We start from the raw sequence: 22,227 nt of genomic DNA on the forward strand, positions 1-22,227 counted from the left end.
GTGGCCGTCGGCCGTTTCCGCCGCGCGGCGCACGTGCCGCCCGGTTCCACCAGGTCCCGCGACGGGATCGGCAGCACCGGTTCGGGCGGGCTTCGCCGCTGCGGGCCCGGCCAGACACCCTATACAAGATCAGGACGCCACCGACCGGCCTCGTGGTGACTTCGCGGAATCAGGCGCACATATCGGCCATTGGCTGCAAAACTTACGAAGACGACGCGTTCACCGTCACCGAGCACCGCACCTCCTGGCGCGGGGGACTCCTCACTGGAGGGGCACGGTGAACCGGGCCGCCGAGCGCGCGGACTCGGTGCTCACCCGGATGCTGTCCGGAGCCGGCGACGCGGCCGGCGGTGGGATCCTCCTGCTGGACGGCCCCTGGGGCTGCGGCAGGACCACACTTCTTTCCCGTTGCGTCGGGCGGGCCGTCGAGTCCGGTGCGCGCACCCTCGTCGCGGCCTGTTCGCCTGCCGAGCGCGACGTCCCGTTCGGTGTGCTGGCCCAGCTCCTCCAGGGCGTGAAAGCGGGCCCGGAGTCGGCGTCCGTCCTGGGCGAAGTGGAATCCGCGGCGCAGCGGGTCTTCTCGACCACGGACGCCGGTGAGGCCGAGACCGATCTTCTCTTCCGACGGCTGTACGGGGTGCTGCTCGAACTCGCCGGGCAGCGGCCCCTGGTGATCGCGGTCGACGACATCCGCCACGCCGACCTCCCGTCCGCGCGCTGTCTGTCGCAACTGGTGCGACGGCTGCCGGCCACGCGGGTGATCGTGGTCCTCACCGACGACCGGAACGTGCGGACCTCCTCGCCGCCGCTGCGGGCCGAGGCGCTGCGCTGTCCCGGCCTGCACCGGATCACCGTGGCGCCGCTGGACCCGGAGACGGTCGGACAACTGGTCGTCGAGCAGTTCGGTGCCGGGGTGGACCACGACAGACGCAGGTGGTTCTACGAGGCCACCGGCGGCAATCCGGTGCTGCTGCGGGCTTTGTTGGCCGATTACGAGACGGCCGGCGACGTCCTGGCACAGGGGTACGCCCAGGCGTTCCTCGGTTGTCTCCACCGCACCGGGCCGACGCCACTGGCGGTGGTGCGCGGACTGGCCGTGCTGACCGACGCCGCCACCGTCCCCACCCTCGCGCACCTCGCCGGCGCCGACGTCGAGTCGACCGGGCAAGCGCTCGCCGCGATGACGTCCGCGGGACTGCTGCGCGACGGAACCTTCCGGCACAGCGCGGCGCGGCTGGCCGTGCTCGACGATCTTCCGGCGCCGATACGTGAAGACCTGCACCGTCGCGCCGCCCGGCTGCTGCACGGCGCCGGTCTGCCCGCGCCGGTGGTCGCCCGGCACCTGGTCCGGGCCGGGCGCATGCCCGAACCCTGGGTGGACGACGTGCTGCTGACCGGCGCCTTCGCCGAGGACGAGCCGAGTCTGGCCATCGAACTGCTGCACCACACCCTCGAAGGCCGGACCGGGGCCGGAGACCGGGCGAAGATCCGGGTGCGGCTGCTTGAGCTCGAATCGAGGATCGACCCGGTCGCCGGCTCCGTCCGCCTCGGACCACTGCTCGCCGCGGCGAGGTCGGGCGACCTCGACGTGCCCGCGCGAGCCGTGCTGGTGCGTCAGCTGCTGTGGCGCGGGAGGACGGACGAGGCCGGGGAGCTGCTCTCTAGTCTGCGCGGGCGAACGGACTCCCCCGTGCTGGGCGACCTCGAACTCTGGCTGGCGGCCACGTTTCCCGCGCTGTCCCGGAAAACGGTCGCCGGCGGAACCGGTGTGCGGGTGGAGACACGGTCCACGGCCGTGCTCACCGAACTGCTCGGGCGCGGATGCGGCGCGGACGTCGTCGCGAAAGCGGAGAAGGTGCTGCGGGAGCCGCTCTCCGGCCGATGCACGTCCGGGCTGGGCCCGAGCGGACTGCCCGCCCTGATGACCCTGGTCTACGCCGACCGGCTCGGCGCCGCGTCGTTCTGGTGCGACCAACTGCTCACGCGGGCGGAGTCCCGGGGGTTGCCCGTCGTCCAGGCCTCGGTGCTCGCGGCCAAGGCGGAGATCCTCACCAGGAAGGGCGAGTTCGGCGAGGCCGCGACCACCGCGCGGACGGCGCTCACACTCCCGGCGCCGGGCTCGTGGGGAGCGTTCGTCGGACTTCCGCTCGGTGCTCTGGTCCTCGCGCTGACCCGGACGGGCCGGTACGAGGAAGCGTCCCGGTACGTCGGCCGGACGGTTCCGCCGGCGGTGTTCGACACCCTTGCCGGGTTGCACCACCTCTACGGTCGCGGCCATTTCCTGCTCGCGACCGACCGCGTGCAGGCGGCGCTCGCCGACTTCCTGCGGTGCGGTGAGCTGCTCACCGGCTGGGCGCTGGCCGGCGCCGCCCCGGTTCCGTGGCGGACCGCCGCGGCCGAGGCGTGGCTGCGCCTGGGCGATCGGGACCAGGCCCGCCGGCTCGTCCTCGATCAGGTGGCACGGGCCGGCGCCGACGGTGACCGGGCACGCGCCCAGTCGCTGAGGCTGCTCGCCCAGACCCGTCCCGCGAAGCGACGGCAGAAGCTGCTGGGTGAGGCGGTCGGTCTGCTCGAGGACGCCGGTGACGACTTCGAGCTCGCGCGGACCCTGCGTGATCTGGGCGAGTCGCACCACGCCCTCGGCGACGACCGGCGCGCGCGGCGCCTCGCGCGCCGGGCGCGGCAGCTGGCGAAGTCCTGCGGTGCCAAGCCGTTCCTCGACGAGCTGGGCGCAGGCTGCGACGATCCCGGTGAACCGGCGCAGCCGGACAGGATCCGGTCGCTCACGGGCTCGGAGCGCCGGGTGGCGTCCCTGGCTGCCGCCGGGTACACCAACCGCGAGATCGCGCTGAAGCTGTACGTCACGCCGAGCACGGTCGAGCAGCACCTCACCCGCGCGTTCCGCAAGCTGTCCGTCAAACGGCGCGAGGAGCTGCCGGGGGAGCTGTGCGCGGACCTGCTGCTGCGCGGTTCCCGCTGAGACCTGGCCCCGGCGTCAGCGGGGCAGCGCGGCGCCGGTCAGGTCGAGCGAGGTCAGACGCAGCGCGCTCGACGCGGGACGGACGGCCGGCACCAGGTGCAGGCGCTCGACACCGTCGGCGCCCGGCGCCGGCAGACCGGCTGCGCAGGCGCACTCGTGCTCGGTGAATCCCGCGAACCGGTAGGCGATCTCCATCATGCGGTTGCGGTCGGTGCGGCGCAGGTCGGCGACGAGGTGCACGCCGGCCTGGGCGGCCTGGGCGGACAGCCAGTTCAGCAGGGCCGAGCCGGCGCCGAGCGACACGACACGGCACGAGGTCGCCAGCAGCTTGAGGTGCCACGCCCGCTCGTGCCGGGCCAGCAGCACGATGCCGACGGCGCCGTGCGGACCGAACCGGTCCGCCATCGTCACCACCAGGACCTCGTGACCGGGATCGGCCAGCAGACCGCGCAGCGTCGCGTCGTCGTAGTGCACGCCGGTGGCGTTCATCTGGCTGGTGCGCAGGGTCAGTTCCTCGACGCGGGACAGCTCCTGCTCGGTGGCGCGCTCGATGGTCATCTCCAGGTCGAGCGTGCGCAGGAAGCCCTCGTCGGGGCCGGTGAACTCGGCCCGGCTGGCGTCGCGCTCGAACCCGGCGCGGTACATCTGCCGCCGCCGGCGGGAGTCGACGGTGACGACGGCGGGACTGAACTCCGGCCGCCGGACCAGCCCCGCGGCCTCCTCGGCCGGGTAACACCGCACGTCGGCCAGGTGATGGGCCACCTCGGCACGCTCGACCGGGTTGTCGTCGATGAAGGCGATCGCGGTGTGCGCGAAGTTCAGCCGCTCGGCGATGGCGCGCACCGACTCCGACTTCGGGCCCCAGCCGATGTGCGGCACCACGAAGAACTCGGCCAGCCCGAACTCCTCCAGCCGCGACCAGGCGTGGTCATGGTCGTTCTTGCTGGCGACGGACTGCAGGACACCCCGTCCGTCGAGGGTGGTGATCACCTCCCGCACCCACGCGAACGGCCGCACGCCGTCATCCTCGACCAGGGTGCCGCGCCACAGCGTGTCGTCCAGGTCCCAGATCAGACACTTCACCATCGGAGTCGCGGTCATGGCCGTCCCCTCACTGTGCCCGCCCGGCCCCGCACGTGTTCGGCGAGCAGGAGTTGGCAGATCTCGGTGGTGCCTTCGATGATCTCCATCAGCTTCGCGTCCCGGTACGCGCGGGCCACCACGTGGCCGTCGGACGCGGCGGCGGACGCGAGGAGCTGGACCGCGTGGGAGGCCCCGGCGGCGGCCGCGCGGGAGGCGATGTACTTGGCCTGCACCGCGTCGGTGGCGACCTCGGGCGCGCCCCCGTCCCACGACGCGCTGGCGTGCTCACAGGCGCGGGTGGCGATCTGCTCGCCGACGTACAGCTCGGCGAGCAGGCGGCCGACGAGCTGGTGCCCGGCGAGCGGAATCCCGAACTGCTCGCGGCCGCCGGTGTGCTCGACGGCCGCCGTCAGGCACGCGCGCAGGATGCCGACACAGCCCCAGGCGACGGACATCCGGCCGTAGGTCAGCGCCGCCGTCACGACCAGAGGCAGCGGCAGCCCGACCCCGCCCAGCACGTGGTCGGCCGGCACGCGGACATGGTCGAGGACCAGGCCGGCGTGCCCGGCCGCACGGCACCCGCTGGGGTGCGGCACCCGCTCGACCCGCACACCCGGCGTGTCCGCGGGCACCACCACGGCGGTGGCGCCGCCCTGGTAGCCGCCGAACACGAGGAGCAGATCGGCGTAGTGGGCGGCGGTGACCCACACCTTGCGGCCGCAGACCACGACATCCCCGGACCCGCCGTCGGTGATCGTGGTGGCCATCGCGGCGAGGTCGCTGCCCGCGCCCGGTTCGCTGAACCCGACGGCGGCCAGCTCCCCCGAGGTCAGCCGGCGCAGGAAGTGGTCGCGCTGCCCGGCGGTGCCCAGCCGGCGGATCGCCCACGCGGCCATGCCGTGCGAGGTCATGACGCTGCGCAGCGAACCGCACAGCTCGCCGACCGCGGCGGTCAGCTCGCCGTTGGCCCGGCTGTCCAGTCCCGCTCCACCGTGCCCGACGCCGACCTGGGCACACAGCACGCCCAGCCCGCCCAGCTCGGCCAGCAGGTCGCGGGGCAGCTCGCCGGCGACGTCCCAGCCCGCCGCGCGGTCGCCCACCCGGTCGGCGACGAGCCCGGCGAGGTCGTCGCTCACTGCTCGGCCTCCCGCAGCCGCAGCACCAGCGCGGTCATGCCGTCGACGGTGCGGAAGTTGTCCAGTGCAAGATCCGGACCGGCGATCACGATGTCGAAAGTGGACTCCAGATGCACCACGAGCTCCATGGCGAACATGGACGACACGCCGCCGACGGCGAACAGGTCCGTGTCCCGCGCCCAGGTCTGCCTGGTGCGCTCGGTGAGAAATGCCTGCACCTGCTCGGCCACCGGCTCTGAGGTTGTCGTCACGGTTGTGCCTTCCCGTAGTCGTAGAAGCCGCGGCCCGTCTTACGGCCGAGGTGACCGTCGCGGACCTTGCCGAGCAGCAGTTCGCAAGGCACCGCCCGGGGATCGCCGGTGCGCTCGGCCAGCACCCGCAGCGAGTCGGCCAGGTTGTCCAGGCCGATGAGGTCCGCCGTGCGCAGCGGACCGGTCCGGTGTCCGAGGCATTCGCGCATCAGGGTGTCCACGGCTTCGGCCGTGGCGGTGCCCTCCTGCACGACGCGGGCCGCGTCGTTGATCATCGGGTGCAGGATCCGGCTGGTCACGAAACCCGGTCCGTCGCCGACCACGACCGGTTTGCGTGCCAGGACGCCGAGCAGCCGGGTGACGGCGGAAAGCGTCGCCCCGCCGGTGCTCGCGCCCCTGACGACCTCGACCGTCGAGATCAGGTACGGCGGGTTCATGAAGTGGGTGCCGATCAACCGCGCCGCGTCCGGCAGGTATCCGGCCAGCTCGCCGATCGGGATCGAGGACGTGTTCGAGACCAGCGGTACCCCGGCGCCGGTCAGTGCGGCGGTCTCCGCGAGCACCTTCGTCTTGAGCGTCAGGTCCTCGGTGACGGCTTCGATCACCACCGTGGCACCGGCCGCCCCGGCGAGCGACCCGGTGACGGTCAGCTCACCGTACTCGCGGTCCGCAGGCAGCGCGTTCATCAGCTGGGCCATGCGCAACTGCGCGGTGACCGCGGCCGACGCCTGCCGGGCCCTCGCCGCGTCGGTCTCCACCAGCGTGACCGGTACGCCGTGCCCCACGGCGAGCGCGCTGATCCCCAGACCCATCGTGCCCGCGCCGAGAACGGCGAGCGAGAAGTCTTCGACCTCTTCGCGCAACATATGTTTCCTCCAGTGGGAACGCTCGGCCGACGGACCGTCCCGCCCTGTTCTCTTCCCTCGTCTTCAGCATGATCCGCGAGCGCGGCGCCCACCCCCCTGAATACCCCCCTATTTCTCCCGGGAAAGTGACACCCGTGCGAGTTCGGGAATCCACCGTTGACACCACCCGGACCATTCGTAGACTGGGCCGCACTCCCCGCTCCGACATTTCACGAAAGTATCCTCATGGCTCAGCAGATCAATGCGAACCAGGAAATACTCGACTACGTGCGGGCCACCTCCCTGCGTGACGACAAGGTGCTCGCCGGACTCCGGGCCGAGACGGCGACGGTGCCGGCGGCGCGGCTGATGCAGGTGATGCCCGAGGAGGGACAGCTGCTCGCGCTGCTCGTCGGCCTCACCGGCGCCCGCGCCGTGCTGGAGATCGGCACTTTCACCGGCTACAGCACGCTGTGCATGGCGCGCGCCCTGCCGGCCGACGGACGGCTGGTGACCTGTGACATCGCGGCGAAGTGGCCTGACATGGGCAGGCCCTTCTGGGAGGAGGCGGGGGTGGCGGACCGGATCGAGGTGCGGGTCGGTGACGCCCGGGCCACGCTCGCGGCGCTGCGCGAGGAGGGCGCCGAGTTCGATTTCGTGTTCATCGACGCCGACAAGTCAGGATATCTCCACTATTACGAGGAGTCACTGTCCCTGCTGCGCCCGGGCGGACTGATCGTGGTGGACAACACGTTGTTCTTCGGCCGGGTCGCCGATCCGGCCGTGACGGACATCGACACCGTTTCGGTGCGCGAACTGAACACCCGGCTGCACACCGACGAGCGAGTCGAAATCTGCGTGCTGCCCATGGCCGACGGAATCACGCTCGTCAGAAAACAGTGAGCGGGCCGATGGCGCGGTTGCGGAAGGCGGCCATGGCGGGGGGTGCGACCCGGCGAACTCGCCGCTGCTCTCCGCTCACGAACGACCGCGCGGCCGCGCACCGGCAGGACCGCTGACGGCGAGTACCGCCGGCCCCGCCGCGAACGCGGCTCGGGCGCCGAGTCCAGGCAGGGCGGCGGCCGGACCGGAGCCATCCGGTCCGGCCGCCGTTTCGCGTTGTCGGCCTTCCGCTGCTGACGGTCACTTCTACAGAAGTCAGGCGGGGATGACGACCCCGAACTCGTCGGCCTGCCGCCGCTGGAACTCGCCGAACTCCCCGTGCAGTTGCCAGCGCCGAGCCGCGCCGCGAAGCGTGCCGGGTTCCCTGGTGCCCCAGGCGGTTTCGAACTCCGGCGGCAGCAGCCTGCTCGACGGCACCGACCACCACATGCGCAGCAGGTGCCGCCCGGTGTCCGCCTCTTCCCTGTCGAACGTCGTCCGGCCGTGCAGCACCATGTGGTTGTTGATCAGCTGCAGATCACCCGGCTGAAACTCCATGGCGGTGACCAGGTCCGGCCGGGCCGCGATCTCCTCGACCGCCTCCACGGCGCGCCGCTGCTGGTCGGTCAGCCGCGGCGCCGCGGGGTTGTCCTGGCTGCGCAGGATCCGGCGGAGGTAGAACCGCGTCGTGGTCCGCCCCTCGTGGCGGCCGAACACCGGACACAGGAAGAAGTCGGGGTGGTCCTCGTCCGGCGAGGCGACGTCGGCGAACGGAAGCGGTTCGTACAGCGCGGGCAGCAGTTCGGGGTACACCCACGACATCTCCCGCCGCACCGCCTCGGCACTCACGACGAGGCTGGTACCGCCGTGGGCGGCGGCCCGCCGGCACAGCAACCCGACGATGTCCGTCGAGTCGATGTGGAACCCGATGTGCTGGTTCGAGCTGTGCACCCGCAGCCGGCCCGCACGGCCCTCGTCGCGGATGTCGACCATGTGCGAGTCGGAGTTGTTCTGGATGAGCGGCACCCCGAGGTGTATGCCGAGTCCCCAGTAGAGGCGGCGGACCTCGTCCTCGCTCTTCCCGGCGACCGGGATCCCGCGGACCAGTGCGAAACCCGGCTCGTCCTCCATCGACCGCAGGATGCGCCGCAGCTTCGGCCCCACCCTCGGCAACGGGAACTCGGCCGCGCCGGCGGCGAAGTCGGACTTGCCGCTCGCGAGCAGCGTGGCGAACGCCTCGTCGATCTCGGCCGCCTCCGGCACGGTCAGTTCGTGCAGCCACGGCTCCTGGTCCGGCACGCTCGACGCTCCGGGTTCCGCGTTCAGCAGATTCGACATCCCTCTCTCGTCCTTTCGGTAGACGTCGGTCGGCTCAGTAGATGCCCTCGATCACCCGCTCGCCGCCGAACTTCTCGACCGGCCGGGGATCGGCCACCGAATCGCCGAACTGCCCTTCCGGGCCGCGGACCCGGATCGCCGAGTCCCGCTCGAGATTGTTGGGCAGGAACACGCCCTTGCTGACGTGGCTCATCACGACCTGGCCGCGTCGGCCGTGGTCCACGGTCTCCCCCGTGTCGGGATCGACGACCCGGAACATCACGACCGGGGTGTACGGGTCGTAGATCACCTGGTCGCCGGCGCCGGTCCCGGCGCGTTCGGCCGCCCCTTCCAGGATCATGGCGCTGTTGTACCGGCTCACCATGCGCACCTGCGGGAAGTACACCTGCGACAGTTCGAACCGCTCGTCGGCGGTCATGTGCGCGCCGCCCCAGAACACCACGGCGACCTTGGCGTTGATGAGTTCGACGAGGCGGGGACGGCCGGAGCACGCGCGCAGGATCGGCGGGGTGATCACCAGAAGGCCGACGTGCTGGGTTTCGAGCACGTGCTCGATCTGGTCCAGTACGTGGTCCACATAGGACTTCACCTGGTCCTGCTCACCGCGGCTGATCAGCTTCTTGACCCAGCGCGGGTCCACGTCGATGGAGAACTTGATGGTGTTCTGCTTCTTCACCACGTCGTCGTACTGGCCGCCGATCTTGTGCGGCCCGGTCGGCGTCGCGATGAGGATGTTGCCGGGTTCCCGCCCGGCGAACACGGGACCGGCGAGCATCCGGTTGATCGAGCTCTCGAACCAGTCGGGCATGAGGATCACGCGTTTGGGCGCACCGGTGGTCCCGCCGGTCTCGAACACCCTGGGCGCCGGCGGGTGGGGGCCGTAACCGCGCGGGATGAGGTCCTCGACGGGAATCCCCCGCAGCTCGTCGACGACGTTGGGGAACAACGCCAGGTCGTCGTAACCGCGCACGTCACGGATCGGGTCGAAGTCGAGGGTCTTGGCGCGTTCGAGCCAGAACCGCGAGCCGGTGTCGGCGCCGAAGTGCCATTCGAGAGCGGTCCTGAGGTATCCCTCGGGGTCGGTCGGCCGGACCGCCGGGTCCAGCACCGCCCACCGCTTGTCGGCCAGGACGCCGGTCATGAAGAACCTCCGTTGTTCCGGGTGCAACCCGCCGATTCCGAAGTTCGTGCCCGCTCCGCCGGCCACGCGACGTCCGTGACCAGGTTGAGCGCGGTGGCCAGCTCCAGGACCTGCCTCGCCCGGGCGAGCATGGGCGGGCCGACCATCTTCCCCTGCGACGTGATGGTGATCGACCTGCTCTCCAGCGCTGCGAGGTCCACGGCGGCGCAGATCTCCAGCGCGTCGCCGATCTCGTTCGTGGTCGGGGTGTAGACGTCATGGATGACGGGGATCTGCGCCGGGTGGATCGCCATGCGACCGAGGAACCCGAGCCGGCGGCCGTGCTTGCTGGTGACCAGCAGCCCGCGCAGATCGCGGGGCTCGGCGTACACGCTCTGGCACGGATTGGGCAGTCCGGCCGCGCGCGCGGCGACGATCACGCGGGCCCGGCTGGTGTCCATGGTCGGTCCCTCGGCGGTGGTGCTGAGGTCAGCCCGGAGATCGGACTCTCCGAGGCCGAGCATCGTCACCTCGGGCGACGCGGTGGCCAGGGCGAACGCGTGTTCCAGCGCGACCGCCGATTCGATGAGCACGTGGATCTTCGCCGGGTGTCCCAGCTCCCGCAGCACCTCGGCGACGCGCCGGACGTCGGCGGGCGAGTCCACTTTGGCCACCCGTACCCCGGCGAGCGCGGGACCCGCGACCGCGCGGATGTCGTCCTCGCACAGGCCCGACGACATCGGGTTGACCCGCACGTAGGTGGGCTTCGCGGCCGGCCTGGCCATGGCCTCGGCGACGATCTCGCGCGCCTCGAGCTTGCGCGGGCCCGGGACGGCGTCCTCCAGGTCGAGGATCACCGCGTCGGCCTCGGTGTCGTAGGCGCGCGCGATCCGGTCCGGGTGGTGGCCGGGCACGTACAGGCAGCTGCGGAACACCCGGGGCTTTGCGCGGTCGTCGGTCATGCTCCGGCCTCCCCGGCCGTCGGGCGGGCGGGCGCGACGGAGCCGCACACGTCCTCGGTGTGAGCGCCGATCGGCGGACCGGCCCAGTCGATCCGGCCCGGAGTGGCCGAAAGACGGAACGGGACCCCGGGCATGCGCACCGAGCCGAGTTCGGCGTCGGGCACGTCCACGGTGAGACCGCGGGCCCGGAACTGCGGATCGGCCAGCACGTCGTCGACCTCGTAGATGGGGGCGACGGCCGCTTCGGCCGCCTCGAAGGCGTCCATGACCTCGTCCCGGCGCCGGGCGGCGATCCACGGCCGGATCGCGTCGTCGATCAGCTCACGGTGCTCGGCCCGGCCGACCCCGGTGGCGAACCACGGCTCATCGCCCAGATCGGGGCGGCCGACCAGCCGCACGACGCGTTCGGCGACCGGGTGCGCCGGGGCGGAGACTGCGACCCAGCGGTCGTCCGCGCAACGGTAGACACCCCGGGGCGCACTGTTGTTGGACCGGTTGCCGACGCGTTCGGGCTTGAGGCCGAGGTGTTCGTACACGGTGAGCTGGGCTCCCAGGGAGCCGATGAGTGTCTCGGTGATGGCGATGTCCGCGACCTGGCCGGTGCCGATCACGTCGCGGGCGCGCAGCGCGATCAGCACCGCGAGGGCCGCGTGCAGGCCGGCGACGGCGTCGCCGAGCGGGAACGCCGGGAGCGCGGGCGGCCCGCCCGGTTCACCCGACATCGCCGCCAGCCCGCTCATGGCCTCCGCCAGCGTGCCGAAGCCGGGACGGTGGGCGTACGGACCGTCCTGTCCGAAGGCGGTGACCCTGGCCAGCACCAGCCGGGGGTTGACCTCGGCGAGCACCTCCGGGCCCAGGCCCCAGCGTTCCAGGGTGCCCGGCCGGAAGTTCTCGATGAGGGCGTCGGCCCCGGCGGCGAGCCGGCGAAACCGCTGCGCGTCCTCAGGCTCGTGCAGGTCCAGTACCACGCTCTTCTTGTTGCGGCTCAGCACCTTCCACAGCAGCGGGACGTCGTGGTGCGCATGGCCGAAGCGGCGCAGCGGGTCGCCCGAGGGCTGTTCCACCTTGATGATCTCGGCGCCGAAGTCACCGAGCAGTCGCGCGGCGAACGGTCCCGCGAACAGCGTGGAGGCGTCGATCACGGTGAGCCCGGCCAGAGGCGCCGCGGGAGCGGGTACGGCCGGCCTGCCGAATGCGGTTCTGCCGCGCGGACTCGTCATGCAGACCCTCCCCTCCGGGTCGTCGGTGGATCAGGGCGAAATTACGTAAGTTCGCCTGGAGAGGTCAAGGTCGTGCATGCCGCACCATTCCCGGGCACGGTATTCGACTGCGTTTTCCGCGCGGTTGAACACCGGCTTCGGCATAACGGCACATCCGGGCGCACCGAGCCGGTTATGCCCGGGGAGTTCGATTCCACCAGATCGGGTAGTGGCGGCGGCACCACCAATTCTGGCTGTTTCGAGCCGCAGGCCCTCGCAGGCGTTGGCGGGTCGCGGTGGCGCAAATAAGCTGACAACACCGCCACGTCCACGCACATCACGCCACGTCACGGCACGTCACGCGCGAACCGCCGGTCCTCCGACACGACCAGGAGTCCCATGTCCCAGCACGAGGCGCCCCGCCGGCCGAGCGACGATCCGCCGGCCTTCGCGGACTGCGAACCGACTGCCTGGCTGTCGGGCCAGCTGGCCACGAGCACCGTCCGCCGCATCCGCGTCAGCTCGCTCAACCTCGATTTCACCTTACGGCAGGGCCGGGTGAACATCGAACACGTGCAGATCCTCGCCGGGATCGCCGAAGAACTGCCACCGATCGTCGTACACGGTCCATCGGGCCGGGTCCTCGACGGAATACACCGCGTTCACGCCGCCTTGGCGCAGGAGCGGAGCCACATTTCCGCCATTGAGTACGGCGGTTCGGACGAGGACGCTTTCGCCGTGGCCGTCCGGCTCAACACGGCACACGGACTGCCGCTCTCGCGCGCGGAGCGAATCGCCGCCGCGCAGCGGATCCTGCGCACCCACCCGCGGTGGTCGAACCGCATGATCGCCGGGGTCACCGGGCTGGCGGAGTCGACCGTCCGGGTGCGGCGCCGCGACCTTCCCGAACCCGAACCCGGGCTCCGCTCCTGCACCCGGGTCGGCCGCGACGGCCGCGTCCGGCCGGTGAACGCCGCCGAGGGGCGGCTGCGGGCCAGCCGGCTGCTCGCCGAGCGCCCGAGCGCGTCGGCGCGGGAAATCGCGCGCCAGGCAGGAGTCTCGCCGAATACCGTGCTCGACGTACGGCGCCGGCTTGCCGAGGGCCGGGAACCGGTGCCGGTCCAGGCCCGAGGCGGCGAGGCCGGTGCGCCGGCGGTCCCTCGCCCGACCGGGCCCAGCGACCTCGAGAGGCTCACCACGGCCGTGCTGGCCGCCCTGATGGCGGACCCCTCGATCCGGCTCAACGACCGCGGGCGGTTCCTGATCCGCTGGATGCGGGCCAACCGGGAGGCGCTCACCACCCGGTCCGACGTCGCCTGCGCGATCCCCGACCACTGGTCGGTCCCGGTGGCCAGGCTGGCCCGGGCGTATTCGCTGTTCTGGCAGGATCTGGCCCGGCAGCTGGAACACAGGTCGGCGGAACCGCCCGCCCGGAGCGCGGACCCGGTCCTCGGACCACCCGGCCGGCCGTAGGAGTCCGGCCGGATCAAAGCGCCGAACGCAGCAGGCCGGTGATCGTCGCCGGCCTGGTGTCCGAAGCCAGCCCGGTCACCAGGGCGGCGAGTTCACCGGCCACCGCCTCGTCCACCGCGCGCCGCGCGTTCATACGGAACTTGGCCGCCAAGTCCGCGGCGGACAACGGATTCTCCGGGCCGCCCAGGTTGTGCCGGACCCGTTCCACGAGCACGGCGCCGTCGGTGAGCCGCACGGTGAGCACGGCAGGGAACTGGTGCGGGAAGATCCGCGTGCACTCCGGGTCGGCCACCGGGGTCACCCGCGCGGCCAGCGCGAGGCGTACCGGATCGGCCACCGCGGCGTCGGTGAAGTCGGCGTGGGACAGGCCGAGGCCGCCGCCGCCGAGCAAAGCGGCGGCGACCGTGTACGGCCCGCTGAACGCGCCGTGGTAGCCGGACAGCGGCTTGCGTTTGCCCTCGAGCGGCTCGGCGATGGTGCGCAGCACCGGTTCGGGCACGCCGAGGGTGAGTTCGGTGATGGTGGCGGGGTCGACCTCGCGCCGCCGGATCCGCAACGCGGCCTCCACCCCGGCGTGGGTGAAGTGGTTGCAGGGATAGGGCTTGACGAAGATCCGGTCGCTCTCCCATCGCTCGCCGAGGTCCCGGGTCACCGCTTCGAGGTCGAACCGGTCGCCGCAGAACGCGCGCAGCAGGCCGAACCGGCCTTCCAGCACGGTCGGCGGACCGGTGATCCCGTTCGCGGCGAGCGCCGCGGCCACCACCCCGGCGTGCGCCGCCCAGCCGCAGTGGATCCGTTTGACCGTGCCGCCGGTCCGGTTGGCCTCGATGACCCCGGCTCCCATACTGCACGCGATGCCGATCGCCGAGGTCAGCGGAGCGGCGCTCAGTCCGCGCAGCATCCCGGCCGCGACGGCGGCGCCGACCGTGCCGCAGATCGCGGTGGCGTGCTGGCCGCGGTCGAAGAACACCGAGTTCGCGCTCTCCTCGTCGTAGCCGGCCATACCCAGCCTGCAGGTCACCTCGACCCCGACGGCCACGGCGTCGCAGAAGGCGGGCCCGGAAGCGCCGGTCTGCTCCGCGACGGCCAGTGCCGCCGGCACGACCGCGGCCGACGGGTGCAGCACCGAGGGCAGGTGTGTGTCGTCGAAGTCCAGGCTGTGCGCGAGCGTGCCGTTGACCAGTGCGGCCGACGGCGCGGGCATGCGGGTGGCCGAGCCGATCGCGGTGGCCTGCGGCGAACCGCCCCACTCCCCCACGGTGGCCGCGACGGCCTCGGCCGGCCGCTCCGAAAGCGCGGCGAGGCAGTTGCCGAGCAGGTCCAGGACTCGGCCGGCGACGTCGCTGCGCCGGCCGGCGGGCAGTCCGTCCTTCACGACGCGTTCGGCCAGCGCGCCCAGCCGTTCGGCCGGGGTCACGCGCCCACCACGGCGATCGGCCTGATCGGGGAACCCGTGCCACCGACGATGCGCAACGGCGAGACCACGAGAGGAAACTCCGTGAGACCGGACGCGGCGATCTCTTCCAGGTTGAGGTGTTCCATCAGGTAGATGCCGTGCTCGACCAGCAGCAGGCGGTGCACCGGCAGCGTCCGGTGGCCTTCGCCCGGCGGGATCCGCTCGTAGGCCGTCGTGTCGGCGCCGGTGGCCACGACGTCCTGCGCGGCCAGCCATTCGGCCGCGTCCTCGGTCACGCCTGGAACGCCGGTCGCGTGACCCAGGTAGGTCTCCGGGCGCGCGAAGTGGGCCGCCCATCCGGTCCGCACCAGCGCGACGTCGCCGGGGCCGGGCAGGGCGCCGGCGTGCTCGGCGGCCTCCAGCAGGTCCTCCCGCGTAACGCCGTAGCCGGGCTCGAGCACGTCCACACCGTGCACGGCGGCGACGTCCAGCAGCACCGCCCGCGTGACGAGCGGCGGGATCTGTTCGGCGCCGAGTTCGCTGAAGGCGCCGCCGCGCTGGGCCTTCTCCGCGTCCACGCCGCCGTGCAGCTTGCCGTCGTGGCTGACGTGCGACAGCGCGTCGATGTGCGTGCCCACGTGCCCGCCGGTGACGATCACCTCGCTGCTGGCCGAGCCACCGTCCGGCCGGCGCAGGTCCCCGTGCCGGCGCGCCAGCGTCATCCGGAAACCGGGGTGGTTCGGGGAGCAGGGCATGCCGGTGAACAGCGGCTGTCCCAGCTCGATCGTGCGCACGCCTTCGGCCAGCACGGCCAGCAGCGCGCTGGTTCGCGCGTCCGTCATGGTTCAGCTCCCGGGATCGGCACGGCGGCCGGCCGCGGTCGCACGCCGGCTGCGAGCGTGCTCAGCGGATGGGCTCGGCTCCCTGCCCGCTCAGCCGGCGCGCCAGGAGGTCGATCACTTTCCTGCTGTGGTCGACAAGGTAGAAGTGACCGCCGCCGAACACCTCCAGCTCCGTCGGCCCGGTGGTGTGCTCCGCCCAGGCCCGCGCCTCGTCCAGGGTGACGCGAGGGTCCTCGTCACCGACGAGCACCGTCACCGGGCAGTCGAGGCGCGTACCGGGATCGTGCCGGTAGCGTTCGATGGCGCGGTAGTCGCCGCGCACGGCCGGGAGGATCAGGGCGAGCAGTTCCGGATCGGTCAGCATGGACTGGTTGGGCCCGCCGAGATCCCGCAGTTCCGCCACGATCTGCGCGTCCGTGCCCCGGTGCACCTGCTCGTCGCGGTACCGGGAGGGCGCGCGCCGGCCAGAGGCGAACAACCGCACGGGCGCGGGCAGCCCCGCTGCCCGCATCCGCAGCGCCACCTCGTAGGCGAGCACCGCGCCCATGCTGTGGCCGAACAACGCGAGCGGCCGGTCGGCGAGCTGCCGCAGCGCCGCGAAAACGCGGTCCGCGTACTCGGGTACGTTGTCGATGCCCGGTTCGTTCCGCCGGGCTTGGCGGCCTGGATACTGCACGGCCATCACCTCGACGTCGGGACCGAATGCCTTGGCCAGCGGAAAGAAAAAACTCGCCGAGCCACCGGCGTGCGGCAGGCAGACCAGGCGCACCGCCGCGTTCGGGGCCGGGTTGAACGTCGACACCCAGTTCTCGAAATACGCAGCCGAACCCGTCACGTCGAATTGCCCCTTCGATACGGCGTGTTGTGGTGTTTCGCCACACCGGGATACTAGGTCGCGACAACGGCGGCAGGGCATCCTTCAATAGGATAGTTTTCGGCTCGATCCACCGCTGGCCGGGATCGGTCGGGTGACCGTCGCCACGGCCACCCGGCCCGGCGCCGCGCAGAAAGCCGCCTTTGCCCGGGCCCAGGTCGGGGACCAGCGCCGCCATCGCACCTGACCTGCCGCGGAGGGCGATGGGGCCGGCCGGCCTACGGATCCGGATTCCCCCTGGCACACGGGCGGATGCGCGGACGGCCCCTTGCGTGATCAACAAGCCACTGGTTTAGTGACAACCGCTTGTCACCCGGCTATCACTGAGCGCATCTCGTCGCCACGGTCGCGGCGCCGACGTTGTCCGACTCGGGGAGGGGTCGCCGTCGCCATACGCCCGTCCGGTGCGCGAAGCCGGGGAAACGCGTGCTGGTCGTGACCGATGACACGCGCCGGATGGACCCGGCCGGCCGCGAGGTCCTGTTCACCCGGCAAGCACGTCACGCGGCCGATTGACCAACCGGACCGGGCCGGCGATCGGAGCGGCGTGGTGGGACGTCAGCAACGCCAGGCCGGCGGCCAATTGCGCGGGCGCGCCGAGGACCGCGAAGCCCTTCCGGGCACGGGAGTTCTCGCCGATGGCGCAGGCGTCCCCGGCGTCGGTCCCGTCCCACCCAGGCAGCCACCTGACACCTTACGGAGACACCCATGTCCCAGCAGGCCAACGAAGCGATGGCCGAACGCCTCATCGACCTCTACAACACCGACGTGCACGCCATGATCGACCAGTGCTACCCGGACGACCTCCGGATCAAGGTCAACGGTGTCCTCGCCATCACCGACCGCGACAAGTTCCACAAAGTGGAATCCGAGGTCCTCGGCATCGCGCCCGACCGCCGGGCCGCGATCACCCGCCTCCTGCACACCGGCGACGACACCGTCACCGCCGAAGGCACCTGCACCTTCACCGACACCGAATCCGGCTCGACCCGCCGCACCTACTGGTGCTCGATCTGGACCATCACCGACGGCCTCGTCACCTCCGACAGCACCTACCTCGACGCCTCCGTGTGGACCGCAGCCGGGTCCGGATCCACGCAGCCGCCAGGCGCGGGCCGCGCCCGCCACAGCGATTCTCCCGGCCTGACAGCCGCACCCGCCCCTCCCCCGGCCCCTTGAGCGCCTTCACACCGTCACGTCGCCGGCGCACCAGATGATCCGTACCCGACGCGGCGGGATCACAGTGCGCCGCGCGGCGCGGGCGGCCTGGAGACGGTCCGCGAGCGCGTCCCTGTCCGGCTCACCCGGGAGGGCCTGACAGGCCGAACCCACCGTGCCCATGTACTGCTGACAGCCGGTACCGCCGGCGAGGTGCCGCGAAGCGCGAGCGCGGCATCCCGAGTCGCGGCAAGTCCCCCGTCCGTTCCGCCTCAACAGGCGTACCCGGATTCCACAAGGCCGCACGGCACGACCGGCGCCGACGTCCTGTGCGGCACTTCCTCCCGTGAACGGCCCGCTCCGGGCAGAGCCAGGTCGGGATGAACCTGCTCGGCGGGCGCGCCCGTCAGCCCGTCCCGGTCCGACGGCATGCCCGAGACCCGGCACAACTACCTCCTGGTCCCCACGTGCCGGATCACCGGTTACGCCCGGCCCCCGGCAGCAACACGGTCTCACCGTCACCTGCCCGACACCCCCAGGCACCGGGGACTGCCGCGAACGAGCGGGGCCGAATGAGACCATGAGATGTGCCGGTGCTCGTGCTCCATCGGTGGCTGGTCGTCAGGCGGACGCGGTCAACGACAGTCCGCCGCCGTGCGCCGGGGGCGGGTAGCCGCAGAGCAGGAGGCGGTCCGGGGCAAACGGTACGAGGCTCTTGCCGCCCCCACGGACCGGGAGAACCGGGAGATCCGCGGGGCACCGGTCACTGTCCCGCGCCCGCGAATCCGTGCCGGGCCGCGGGCCGGGCGCGGCCGTCCCGCATCCCGCCAGTGCGACGGCGAGCGCCGCTAACGATCCGATCCACGCCCCCTTGTACTTCTTCATGGCCCCACCCTTTCCTCACGAATGTCGAGGCGCGGATGGGACGCGGCGCCCCCCCGGTTCCGCTGCGGCCCTCAGGCCGGACGGAGCGCCGATCCGGTACAGGCCGGGCACCTCGTCCGGGCGCATGCCGAGACGGGAATCCCGACTCCGCAACAGCCCGTTGGCGGACCTGGGCCAGCGCTGCTAGGTTTTCCGCAGGCCGTGCGAGAGATCGAGGAGGTGGTACCCGTGAACGCAGTATCGACATGGGTGCTCCCCTCCGGAGTCATGGTCGGGCGATAGACAGGTCGTCCGGGAGCGCCGTTCCAGTGCACTCCCGAAAGGCACGACCATGCGTTTCACTTCCGAGCAGCGCCTCGACGACGACCTGCTCGAACGCGAGTTCACCCTTGGTGAGATCCCCGGCATCCTGTGGACACCGGCATCGGCGTCCGCATCCGCACCGGCGCCACTGATCCTGCTCGGGCACCCTCCCCTCGGGCTGCACAGGATGTACCCCCGGCTGGTGGCTCGGGCCCGGCACTCCGCGGCGGAGGGCTTCGCCACGGCCACCATCGAGCTCCCCGGAAGCGGCGACCGGCCCCGTTGGCCTGCCGGCGATCAGGCCCGCGCCGACATGCGCCGGGCGATGGAGGCCGGCGAGCCGGTCAGCGATGAGGTCGTCGATGCCCTCGTCCTCCCGCTGGTCGACAAGGCGGTCCCGGAATGGCAGGCCGCCCTGGACGCCCTCCTCGCGCTGCCCGAGATCGGCGGCCCTGTCGGGTACTCGGGAGGAGTGATCTCCATCGGCATCCGGCTGGCGGTGGTCGAGCCGCGCATCGTGGCCGCCGGCTTCTTCGCCGGGAGTTTCGTGCCTCGTGCCATGTTCGAGGAGGCCCGGCAGGTCACCATTCCGCTGCACGTCCTGCTGCAGTGGGACGACGAAGGAAACGACCGGCAGGCGGCCCTGGACCTCTTCGACGCGTTCGGCTCCAAGGAGAAGTCCCTGCACGCCAACACGGGCGGCCACACCGGCGTCCCGCAGTTCGCGGGGGACGCCGCGGCACAGTTCTTCACCCGCCACCTGAAGTGAGACCGGGCCGTCAGACCCGGTAGCCGATGTCGGCGGGCACCCCGCTCGTCGAGGACAGGTCCCTGCCCTCCGCAGCTCCACAGCGCGGGGGGGGGGGGGGGCCCCCCCCCCCCCCCGGCGCCCCCCCGGGGCCTTTTTTTTATTTTTTNCCCCCCCCCCCCCCCCCCCCCCCCCCCCCCCCCCCCCCCCCCCCCCCCCCCCCCCCCCCCGCCTCCGGAGGTCATGAGCTGTTCGATTGCTGCGGAGCTTCGGGGTGCTGCCCGAACTCCGGTACACGTGCCGCCGGCATGGACGGCCGGACCCCGGACGCGGAGGCCTGCTGCAACAGGCCGTCGAGGAACTTCGCCCTGATGACGACGGAGAACGCCACGGCCAGCCAACCGCGCCGCGTGGCCTCTTCATCGGGCAGCGGCGGCGAGGAGGGCCACAGGCCGCCGGCGGTGGCGAAGGCCTGTGCCGGCGGGTCGCCGACACAGCGCGTTCTCCCGCCCGGTCCCCAGCGCCCGCACCCTGGCCGCCCCCACCGCCGTGGCCCACACTCCCGACGGCCGGACCCGCTCCTGCCGATCAGTCACCGCGCCACTCTGGATGATCGAATTCAACGAGCCCGGTGCACCTCCCCCCGCAGGGGCGGACCGGCACCTTCCCGCTGTTCCTCGGCCTGGTCTCGCCGGCCCTGGTCGGCGTGCGCTCAGCGCTGCTCACGCCCTGTGCGCTGCGTTCCGTCCACGCTCGCGGACGGGGGGGGGGGGGGGGGGGGGGGGGGGGGGGGGGGGGGGGGGGGGGGGGGGGGGGGGGGGGGGGGGGGGGGGGGGGGGGGGGNCCCCCCCCCCCCCCCCCCCCCCCCCCCCCCCCCCCCCCCCCCCCCCCCCCCCCGCATCGCCTCACGCTGCGATGTGTCAGTAGCTGCAGATCGGAACGTTGTAATCCCGCCAGGGTGCGGCGGTCGCCTGCGTCTTGACGTACTCGTCGGAGACGTACCCCTGGCTGGAGCCGTACAGGACGTAGTCCCAGTAGCTGTCTCCGCTGATGGACTGGCCGGGGTACTGGCACACCAGCCGGACTGCTCCGCTGATCGTGCCGATGGCCGTGCAGGAGGTGCTCGGGTAGGCCTGCTTGCTCGGGTGGTAGCAGTCTCGCAGGGTGACGGAACCGTACGTCGTGGCGTCCTCGTTCGCGAACGAGGGCGTCGCCACCGCCAGCACCGCCGCGGTGGCGGCGGCGACGGTCACGGCGACCGCCGCGGTATGACGGCTGCGGAGGAACTTGTTCATGGCACTCCTCGGATTCGGCTGCACCGGCAACGACGCGCCGCCGGCCGGTTCCAGCGAACGCCGGGGACGGCCTGCCTGGAAGCCCTTGCCGAGTTGCCGTACAACCCCGGACAGTGTCCGTACAGCACCAGACGGCCGGGGCGATACAGGTCCGTGACGTCGCCTCCGGACAGGCCGCGCCCGGGCTCGGACTGGAAGATCCGTCGGTTCGCAGACGCGGACAGGCTGCGGTGGGCACCCCGCTACCAGGGCCACCGCCCCTGATCAGCCAGCAGCACTTCGGAAGGGGGCCGGCCGGAGTGAGTCCGGCCGGCCCGCTTCGTCACGTGCGGGTTTGAATCCGCCTGCCGGTCGCCTGGTCCGTGCGCCGGTTTCCGGGCGGCGGTTCAGCCCTGGGCCCGCTCAGCTACGGGCTGCCACTTCTCCCACACCGCGAGACGCTGCTCGTAATCGGCCTTGGCGATACCAAGCGGCGCCGAACCGAAGAAGCAGCGCAGCGGCGGCTCGTCGGCGTCCACGATCTCCAGCACCGCCGCGGCGGACGCGGTCGGATCGCCCGGGGTGCCGACACGCCTGCGCCGCTGCTCCTGCACCTCCTTGTGGAAGTCGGCGTACGCGGGCAACGGCTCGGACGTGCTGGACGAGGAACCCGCCCAGTCGGTGGCGAACCCGCCGGGCTCGATCAGCGTGACCCTGATGCCGAACGGTGCCACTTCCTGTGCCAGCGCCTGGCTCACGCCTTCGAGCGCCCACTTGGACGCGTGGTAGATCCCGACCAGCGGGAAGGCGCTGATGCCCCCGATGGAGGAGACCTGGAGAATGTGGCCGCTGCCCTGCTCCCTCAGGAACGGCAGCGCAGCCTGGGTGATCCACAGGGCCCCGAACAGGTTGGTCTCCAACTGGGCGCGGGCCTCCGCCTCGGTGAGCTCCTCGACCATGCCGAAGTGGCCGTAGCCGGCGTTGTTGACCACCACGTCGAGCCGCCCGAACCGCTCGTGCGCCTGGCGGACGGCCGCGAAGTCGGCATCACGGTCCGTTACGTCGAGACGCAGGGGCAGCAGCCGCTCCCCGTACTGCTCGCGGAGATCGCCCAGGGTGGAGAGGTCGCGCGCGGTCGCGGCCACCGAGTCGCCGCGTTCAAGAGCGGCGATGGCCCACTCCCGGCCGAAGCCGCGTGAGGCACCGGTAATGAACCAGATCTTCTGCGTCATGGTGTGCTCCTCAGGGAAACTCGTCACCCGTACCGTCATCACGTCTCGGTGTTCCTCCACCAGCCAACACCCTGGAGTGGACTCGAAGGCAACTGACACACCTCCGCCCGCGTGGGGAGAACGGCGTTCAGCGCGGTCCACCCGGGCATGGTCCACCGGGGGGGGGGGGCGGGGGGGGGCGGGCCCGGGGCGGGGGGGGCGCCGCCGCCGCTGGTCGACACCGGCGGCCGCGCCCCACCCGCCCCG

At 72.0% G+C, this 22,227-nt stretch carries 18 protein-coding genes and 1 pseudogene; 5 read left to right on the forward strand and 14 right to left on the reverse strand.

Going from position 1 to position 22,227, the window contains the following annotated elements:
* Window positions 1–277: 277 nt before the first annotated feature.
* The gene (locus V7E46_RS12485) at window positions 278–2,980 is read left to right on the forward strand and encodes an AAA family ATPase (protein WP_333768471.1); all 2,703 of its coding nucleotides are present in this window, start codon (window positions 278–280) and stop codon (window positions 2,978–2,980) included.
* 15 nt (window positions 2,981–2,995) lie between these two features.
* On the opposite strand, the gene V7E46_RS12490 is transcribed toward V7E46_RS12485, so the two are convergent.
* Genes V7E46_RS12490 through V7E46_RS12505 form a run of 4 tightly spaced genes read right to left on the reverse strand, consistent with a single transcriptional unit; the run spans window position 2,996 to window position 6,316 of the window.
* Window positions 2,996–4,081 carry an HAD-IIIC family phosphatase gene (locus V7E46_RS12490; RefSeq protein WP_333768472.1) on the reverse strand — a complete coding sequence of 362 codons (1,086 nt, stop codon included), beginning with the start codon at window positions 4,079–4,081 and terminating at the stop codon, window positions 2,996–2,998.
* Complete coding sequence (locus V7E46_RS12495; RefSeq protein ID WP_333768473.1) at window positions 4,078–5,199, reverse strand: acyl-CoA dehydrogenase family protein; 1,122 nt, start codon at window positions 5,197–5,199, stop codon at window positions 4,078–4,080. Before V7E46_RS12495 ends, V7E46_RS12490 begins: the two co-directional genes overlap by 4 nt.
* Window positions 5,196–5,450: an acyl carrier protein gene (locus V7E46_RS12500; protein WP_271312214.1), complete on the reverse strand. Its 255-nt coding sequence runs from the start codon at window positions 5,448–5,450 to the stop codon at window positions 5,196–5,198. Before V7E46_RS12500 ends, V7E46_RS12495 begins: the two co-directional genes overlap by 4 nt.
* The gene (locus tag V7E46_RS12505; RefSeq protein WP_333768474.1) at window positions 5,447–6,316 is read right to left on the reverse strand and encodes a 3-hydroxyacyl-CoA dehydrogenase family protein; all 870 of its coding nucleotides are present in this window, start codon (window positions 6,314–6,316) and stop codon (window positions 5,447–5,449) included. The genes V7E46_RS12500 and V7E46_RS12505 overlap by 4 nt, the downstream gene beginning before the upstream one ends.
* A 225-nt stretch (window positions 6,317–6,541) precedes the next feature.
* On the opposite strand from V7E46_RS12505, the gene V7E46_RS12510 reads away from it, so the two are divergent.
* The gene (locus V7E46_RS12510; protein WP_333768475.1) at window positions 6,542–7,198 is read left to right on the forward strand and encodes an O-methyltransferase; all 657 of its coding nucleotides are present in this window, start codon (window positions 6,542–6,544) and stop codon (window positions 7,196–7,198) included.
* A gap of 255 nt (window positions 7,199–7,453) precedes the next feature.
* Here V7E46_RS12510 and V7E46_RS12515 read toward each other — a convergent pair whose 3' ends face one another.
* From V7E46_RS12515 to V7E46_RS12530, 4 genes are read right to left on the reverse strand one after another with little or no spacing between them, the layout of a single operon-like run.
* Window positions 7,454–8,515 carry a TauD/TfdA family dioxygenase gene (locus V7E46_RS12515; RefSeq protein WP_333768476.1) on the reverse strand — a complete coding sequence of 354 codons (1,062 nt, stop codon included), beginning with the start codon at window positions 8,513–8,515 and terminating at the stop codon, window positions 7,454–7,456.
* Window positions 8,516–8,549: 34 nt separating this feature from the next.
* Window positions 8,550–9,656: a phenazine antibiotic biosynthesis protein gene (locus V7E46_RS12520; RefSeq protein ID WP_333768477.1), complete on the reverse strand. Its 1,107-nt coding sequence runs from the start codon at window positions 9,654–9,656 to the stop codon at window positions 8,550–8,552.
* Complete coding sequence (locus V7E46_RS12525; RefSeq protein ID WP_333768478.1) at window positions 9,653–10,597, reverse strand: HpcH/HpaI aldolase/citrate lyase family protein; 945 nt, start codon at window positions 10,595–10,597, stop codon at window positions 9,653–9,655. The genes V7E46_RS12520 and V7E46_RS12525 overlap by 4 nt, the downstream gene beginning before the upstream one ends.
* The gene (locus V7E46_RS12530) at window positions 10,594–11,817 is read right to left on the reverse strand and encodes a CaiB/BaiF CoA transferase family protein (protein WP_333768479.1); all 1,224 of its coding nucleotides are present in this window, start codon (window positions 11,815–11,817) and stop codon (window positions 10,594–10,596) included. The genes V7E46_RS12525 and V7E46_RS12530 overlap by 4 nt, the downstream gene beginning before the upstream one ends.
* A gap of 378 nt (window positions 11,818–12,195) precedes the next feature.
* On the opposite strand from V7E46_RS12530, the gene V7E46_RS12535 reads away from it, so the two are divergent.
* Window positions 12,196–13,269, forward strand: coding sequence for a streptomycin biosynthesis regulator (locus V7E46_RS12535; RefSeq protein ID WP_333768480.1), 1,074 nt, complete (start codon window positions 12,196–12,198; stop codon window positions 13,267–13,269).
* Window positions 13,270–13,282: 13 nt separating this feature from the next.
* On the opposite strand, the gene V7E46_RS12540 is transcribed toward V7E46_RS12535, so the two are convergent.
* The 3 genes from V7E46_RS12540 to V7E46_RS12550 form a co-directional block, all read right to left on the reverse strand.
* A complete protein-coding gene (locus V7E46_RS12540) occupies window positions 13,283–14,686 on the reverse strand; it encodes an MmgE/PrpD family protein (protein ID WP_333768481.1) in 1,404 nt (467 codons plus the stop codon).
* On the reverse strand, window positions 14,683–15,507 hold the full coding sequence (locus tag V7E46_RS12545; RefSeq protein WP_333768482.1) for a cyclase family protein: 825 nt from the start codon (window positions 15,505–15,507) through the stop codon (window positions 14,683–14,685). Before V7E46_RS12545 ends, V7E46_RS12540 begins: the two co-directional genes overlap by 4 nt.
* 61 nt (window positions 15,508–15,568) lie before the next feature.
* Window positions 15,569–16,342 (reverse strand): thioesterase II family protein, encoded by a 774-nt coding sequence (locus V7E46_RS12550; protein WP_333768483.1) that lies wholly within the window; start codon window positions 16,340–16,342, stop codon window positions 15,569–15,571.
* A gap of 747 nt (window positions 16,343–17,089) precedes the next feature.
* On the opposite strand from V7E46_RS12550, the gene V7E46_RS12555 reads away from it, so the two are divergent.
* Together V7E46_RS12555 and V7E46_RS12560 are read left to right on the forward strand one after the other, a co-directional pair.
* Complete coding sequence (locus tag V7E46_RS12555; protein WP_333768484.1) at window positions 17,090–17,560, forward strand: nuclear transport factor 2 family protein; 471 nt, start codon at window positions 17,090–17,092, stop codon at window positions 17,558–17,560.
* Window positions 17,561–18,755: 1,195 nt separating this feature from the next.
* Window positions 18,756–19,496, forward strand: a complete 741-nt coding sequence (locus V7E46_RS12560; protein ID WP_333768485.1) for an alpha/beta hydrolase — start codon at window positions 18,756–18,758, stop codon at window positions 19,494–19,496.
* A gap of 295 nt (window positions 19,497–19,791) precedes the next feature.
* Here V7E46_RS12560 and V7E46_RS12565 read toward each other — a convergent pair.
* The 3 genes and pseudogenes from V7E46_RS12565 to V7E46_RS12575 all read right to left on the reverse strand — a co-directional run.
* Window positions 19,792–20,035: pseudogene (locus tag V7E46_RS12565) on the reverse strand (class I SAM-dependent methyltransferase); the annotation flags it as partial.
* Window positions 20,036–20,395: 360 nt separating this feature from the next.
* A complete protein-coding gene (locus tag V7E46_RS12570; protein WP_333768486.1) occupies window positions 20,396–20,770 on the reverse strand; it encodes a hypothetical protein in 375 nt (124 codons plus the stop codon).
* A gap of 386 nt (window positions 20,771–21,156) precedes the next feature.
* Window positions 21,157–21,981, reverse strand: a complete 825-nt coding sequence (locus V7E46_RS12575) for an SDR family oxidoreductase (protein WP_333768487.1) — start codon at window positions 21,979–21,981, stop codon at window positions 21,157–21,159.
* Between the last annotated feature and the right edge of the window lie 246 nt (window positions 21,982–22,227).

Origin of the sequence: Streptomyces sp. IBSBF 2435 (genome assembly GCF_036815005.1) — a bacterium.
Lineage (GTDB): Bacteria > Actinomycetota > Actinomycetes > Streptomycetales > Streptomycetaceae > Actinacidiphila.

Bases quoted from the DNA above. Each gene is read 5' to 3' on its own strand.
- V7E46_RS12525 (WP_333768478.1), bottom strand. From the start codon at position 10,597: ATGACCGACGACCGCGCAAAGCCCCGGGTGTTCCGCAGCTGCCTGTAC.
- V7E46_RS12570 (WP_333768486.1), bottom strand. From the start codon at position 20,770: ATGAACAAGTTCCTCCGCAGCCGTCATACCGCGGCGGTCGCCGTGACC.
- V7E46_RS12520 (WP_333768477.1), bottom strand. From the start codon at position 9,656: ATGACCGGCGTCCTGGCCGACAAGCGGTGGGCGGTGCTGGACCCGGCG.
- V7E46_RS12555 (WP_333768484.1), top strand. From the start codon at position 17,090: ATGTCCCAGCAGGCCAACGAAGCGATGGCCGAACGCCTCATCGACCTC.
- V7E46_RS12510 (WP_333768475.1), top strand. From the start codon at position 6,542: ATGGCTCAGCAGATCAATGCGAACCAGGAAATACTCGACTACGTGCGG.
- V7E46_RS12530 (WP_333768479.1), bottom strand. From the start codon at position 11,817: ATGACGAGTCCGCGCGGCAGAACCGCATTCGGCAGGCCGGCCGTACCC.
- V7E46_RS12515 (WP_333768476.1), bottom strand. From the start codon at position 8,515: ATGTCGAATCTGCTGAACGCGGAACCCGGAGCGTCGAGCGTGCCGGAC.
- V7E46_RS12505 (WP_333768474.1), bottom strand. From the start codon at position 6,316: ATGTTGCGCGAAGAGGTCGAAGACTTCTCGCTCGCCGTTCTCGGCGCG.
- V7E46_RS12535 (WP_333768480.1), top strand. From the start codon at position 12,196: ATGTCCCAGCACGAGGCGCCCCGCCGGCCGAGCGACGATCCGCCGGCC.
- V7E46_RS12560 (WP_333768485.1), top strand. From the start codon at position 18,756: ATGCGTTTCACTTCCGAGCAGCGCCTCGACGACGACCTGCTCGAACGC.
- V7E46_RS12575 (WP_333768487.1), bottom strand. From the start codon at position 21,981: ATGACGCAGAAGATCTGGTTCATTACCGGTGCCTCACGCGGCTTCGGC.
- V7E46_RS12545 (WP_333768482.1), bottom strand. From the start codon at position 15,507: ATGACGGACGCGCGAACCAGCGCGCTGCTGGCCGTGCTGGCCGAAGGC.
- V7E46_RS12490 (WP_333768472.1), bottom strand. From the start codon at position 4,081: ATGACCGCGACTCCGATGGTGAAGTGTCTGATCTGGGACCTGGACGAC.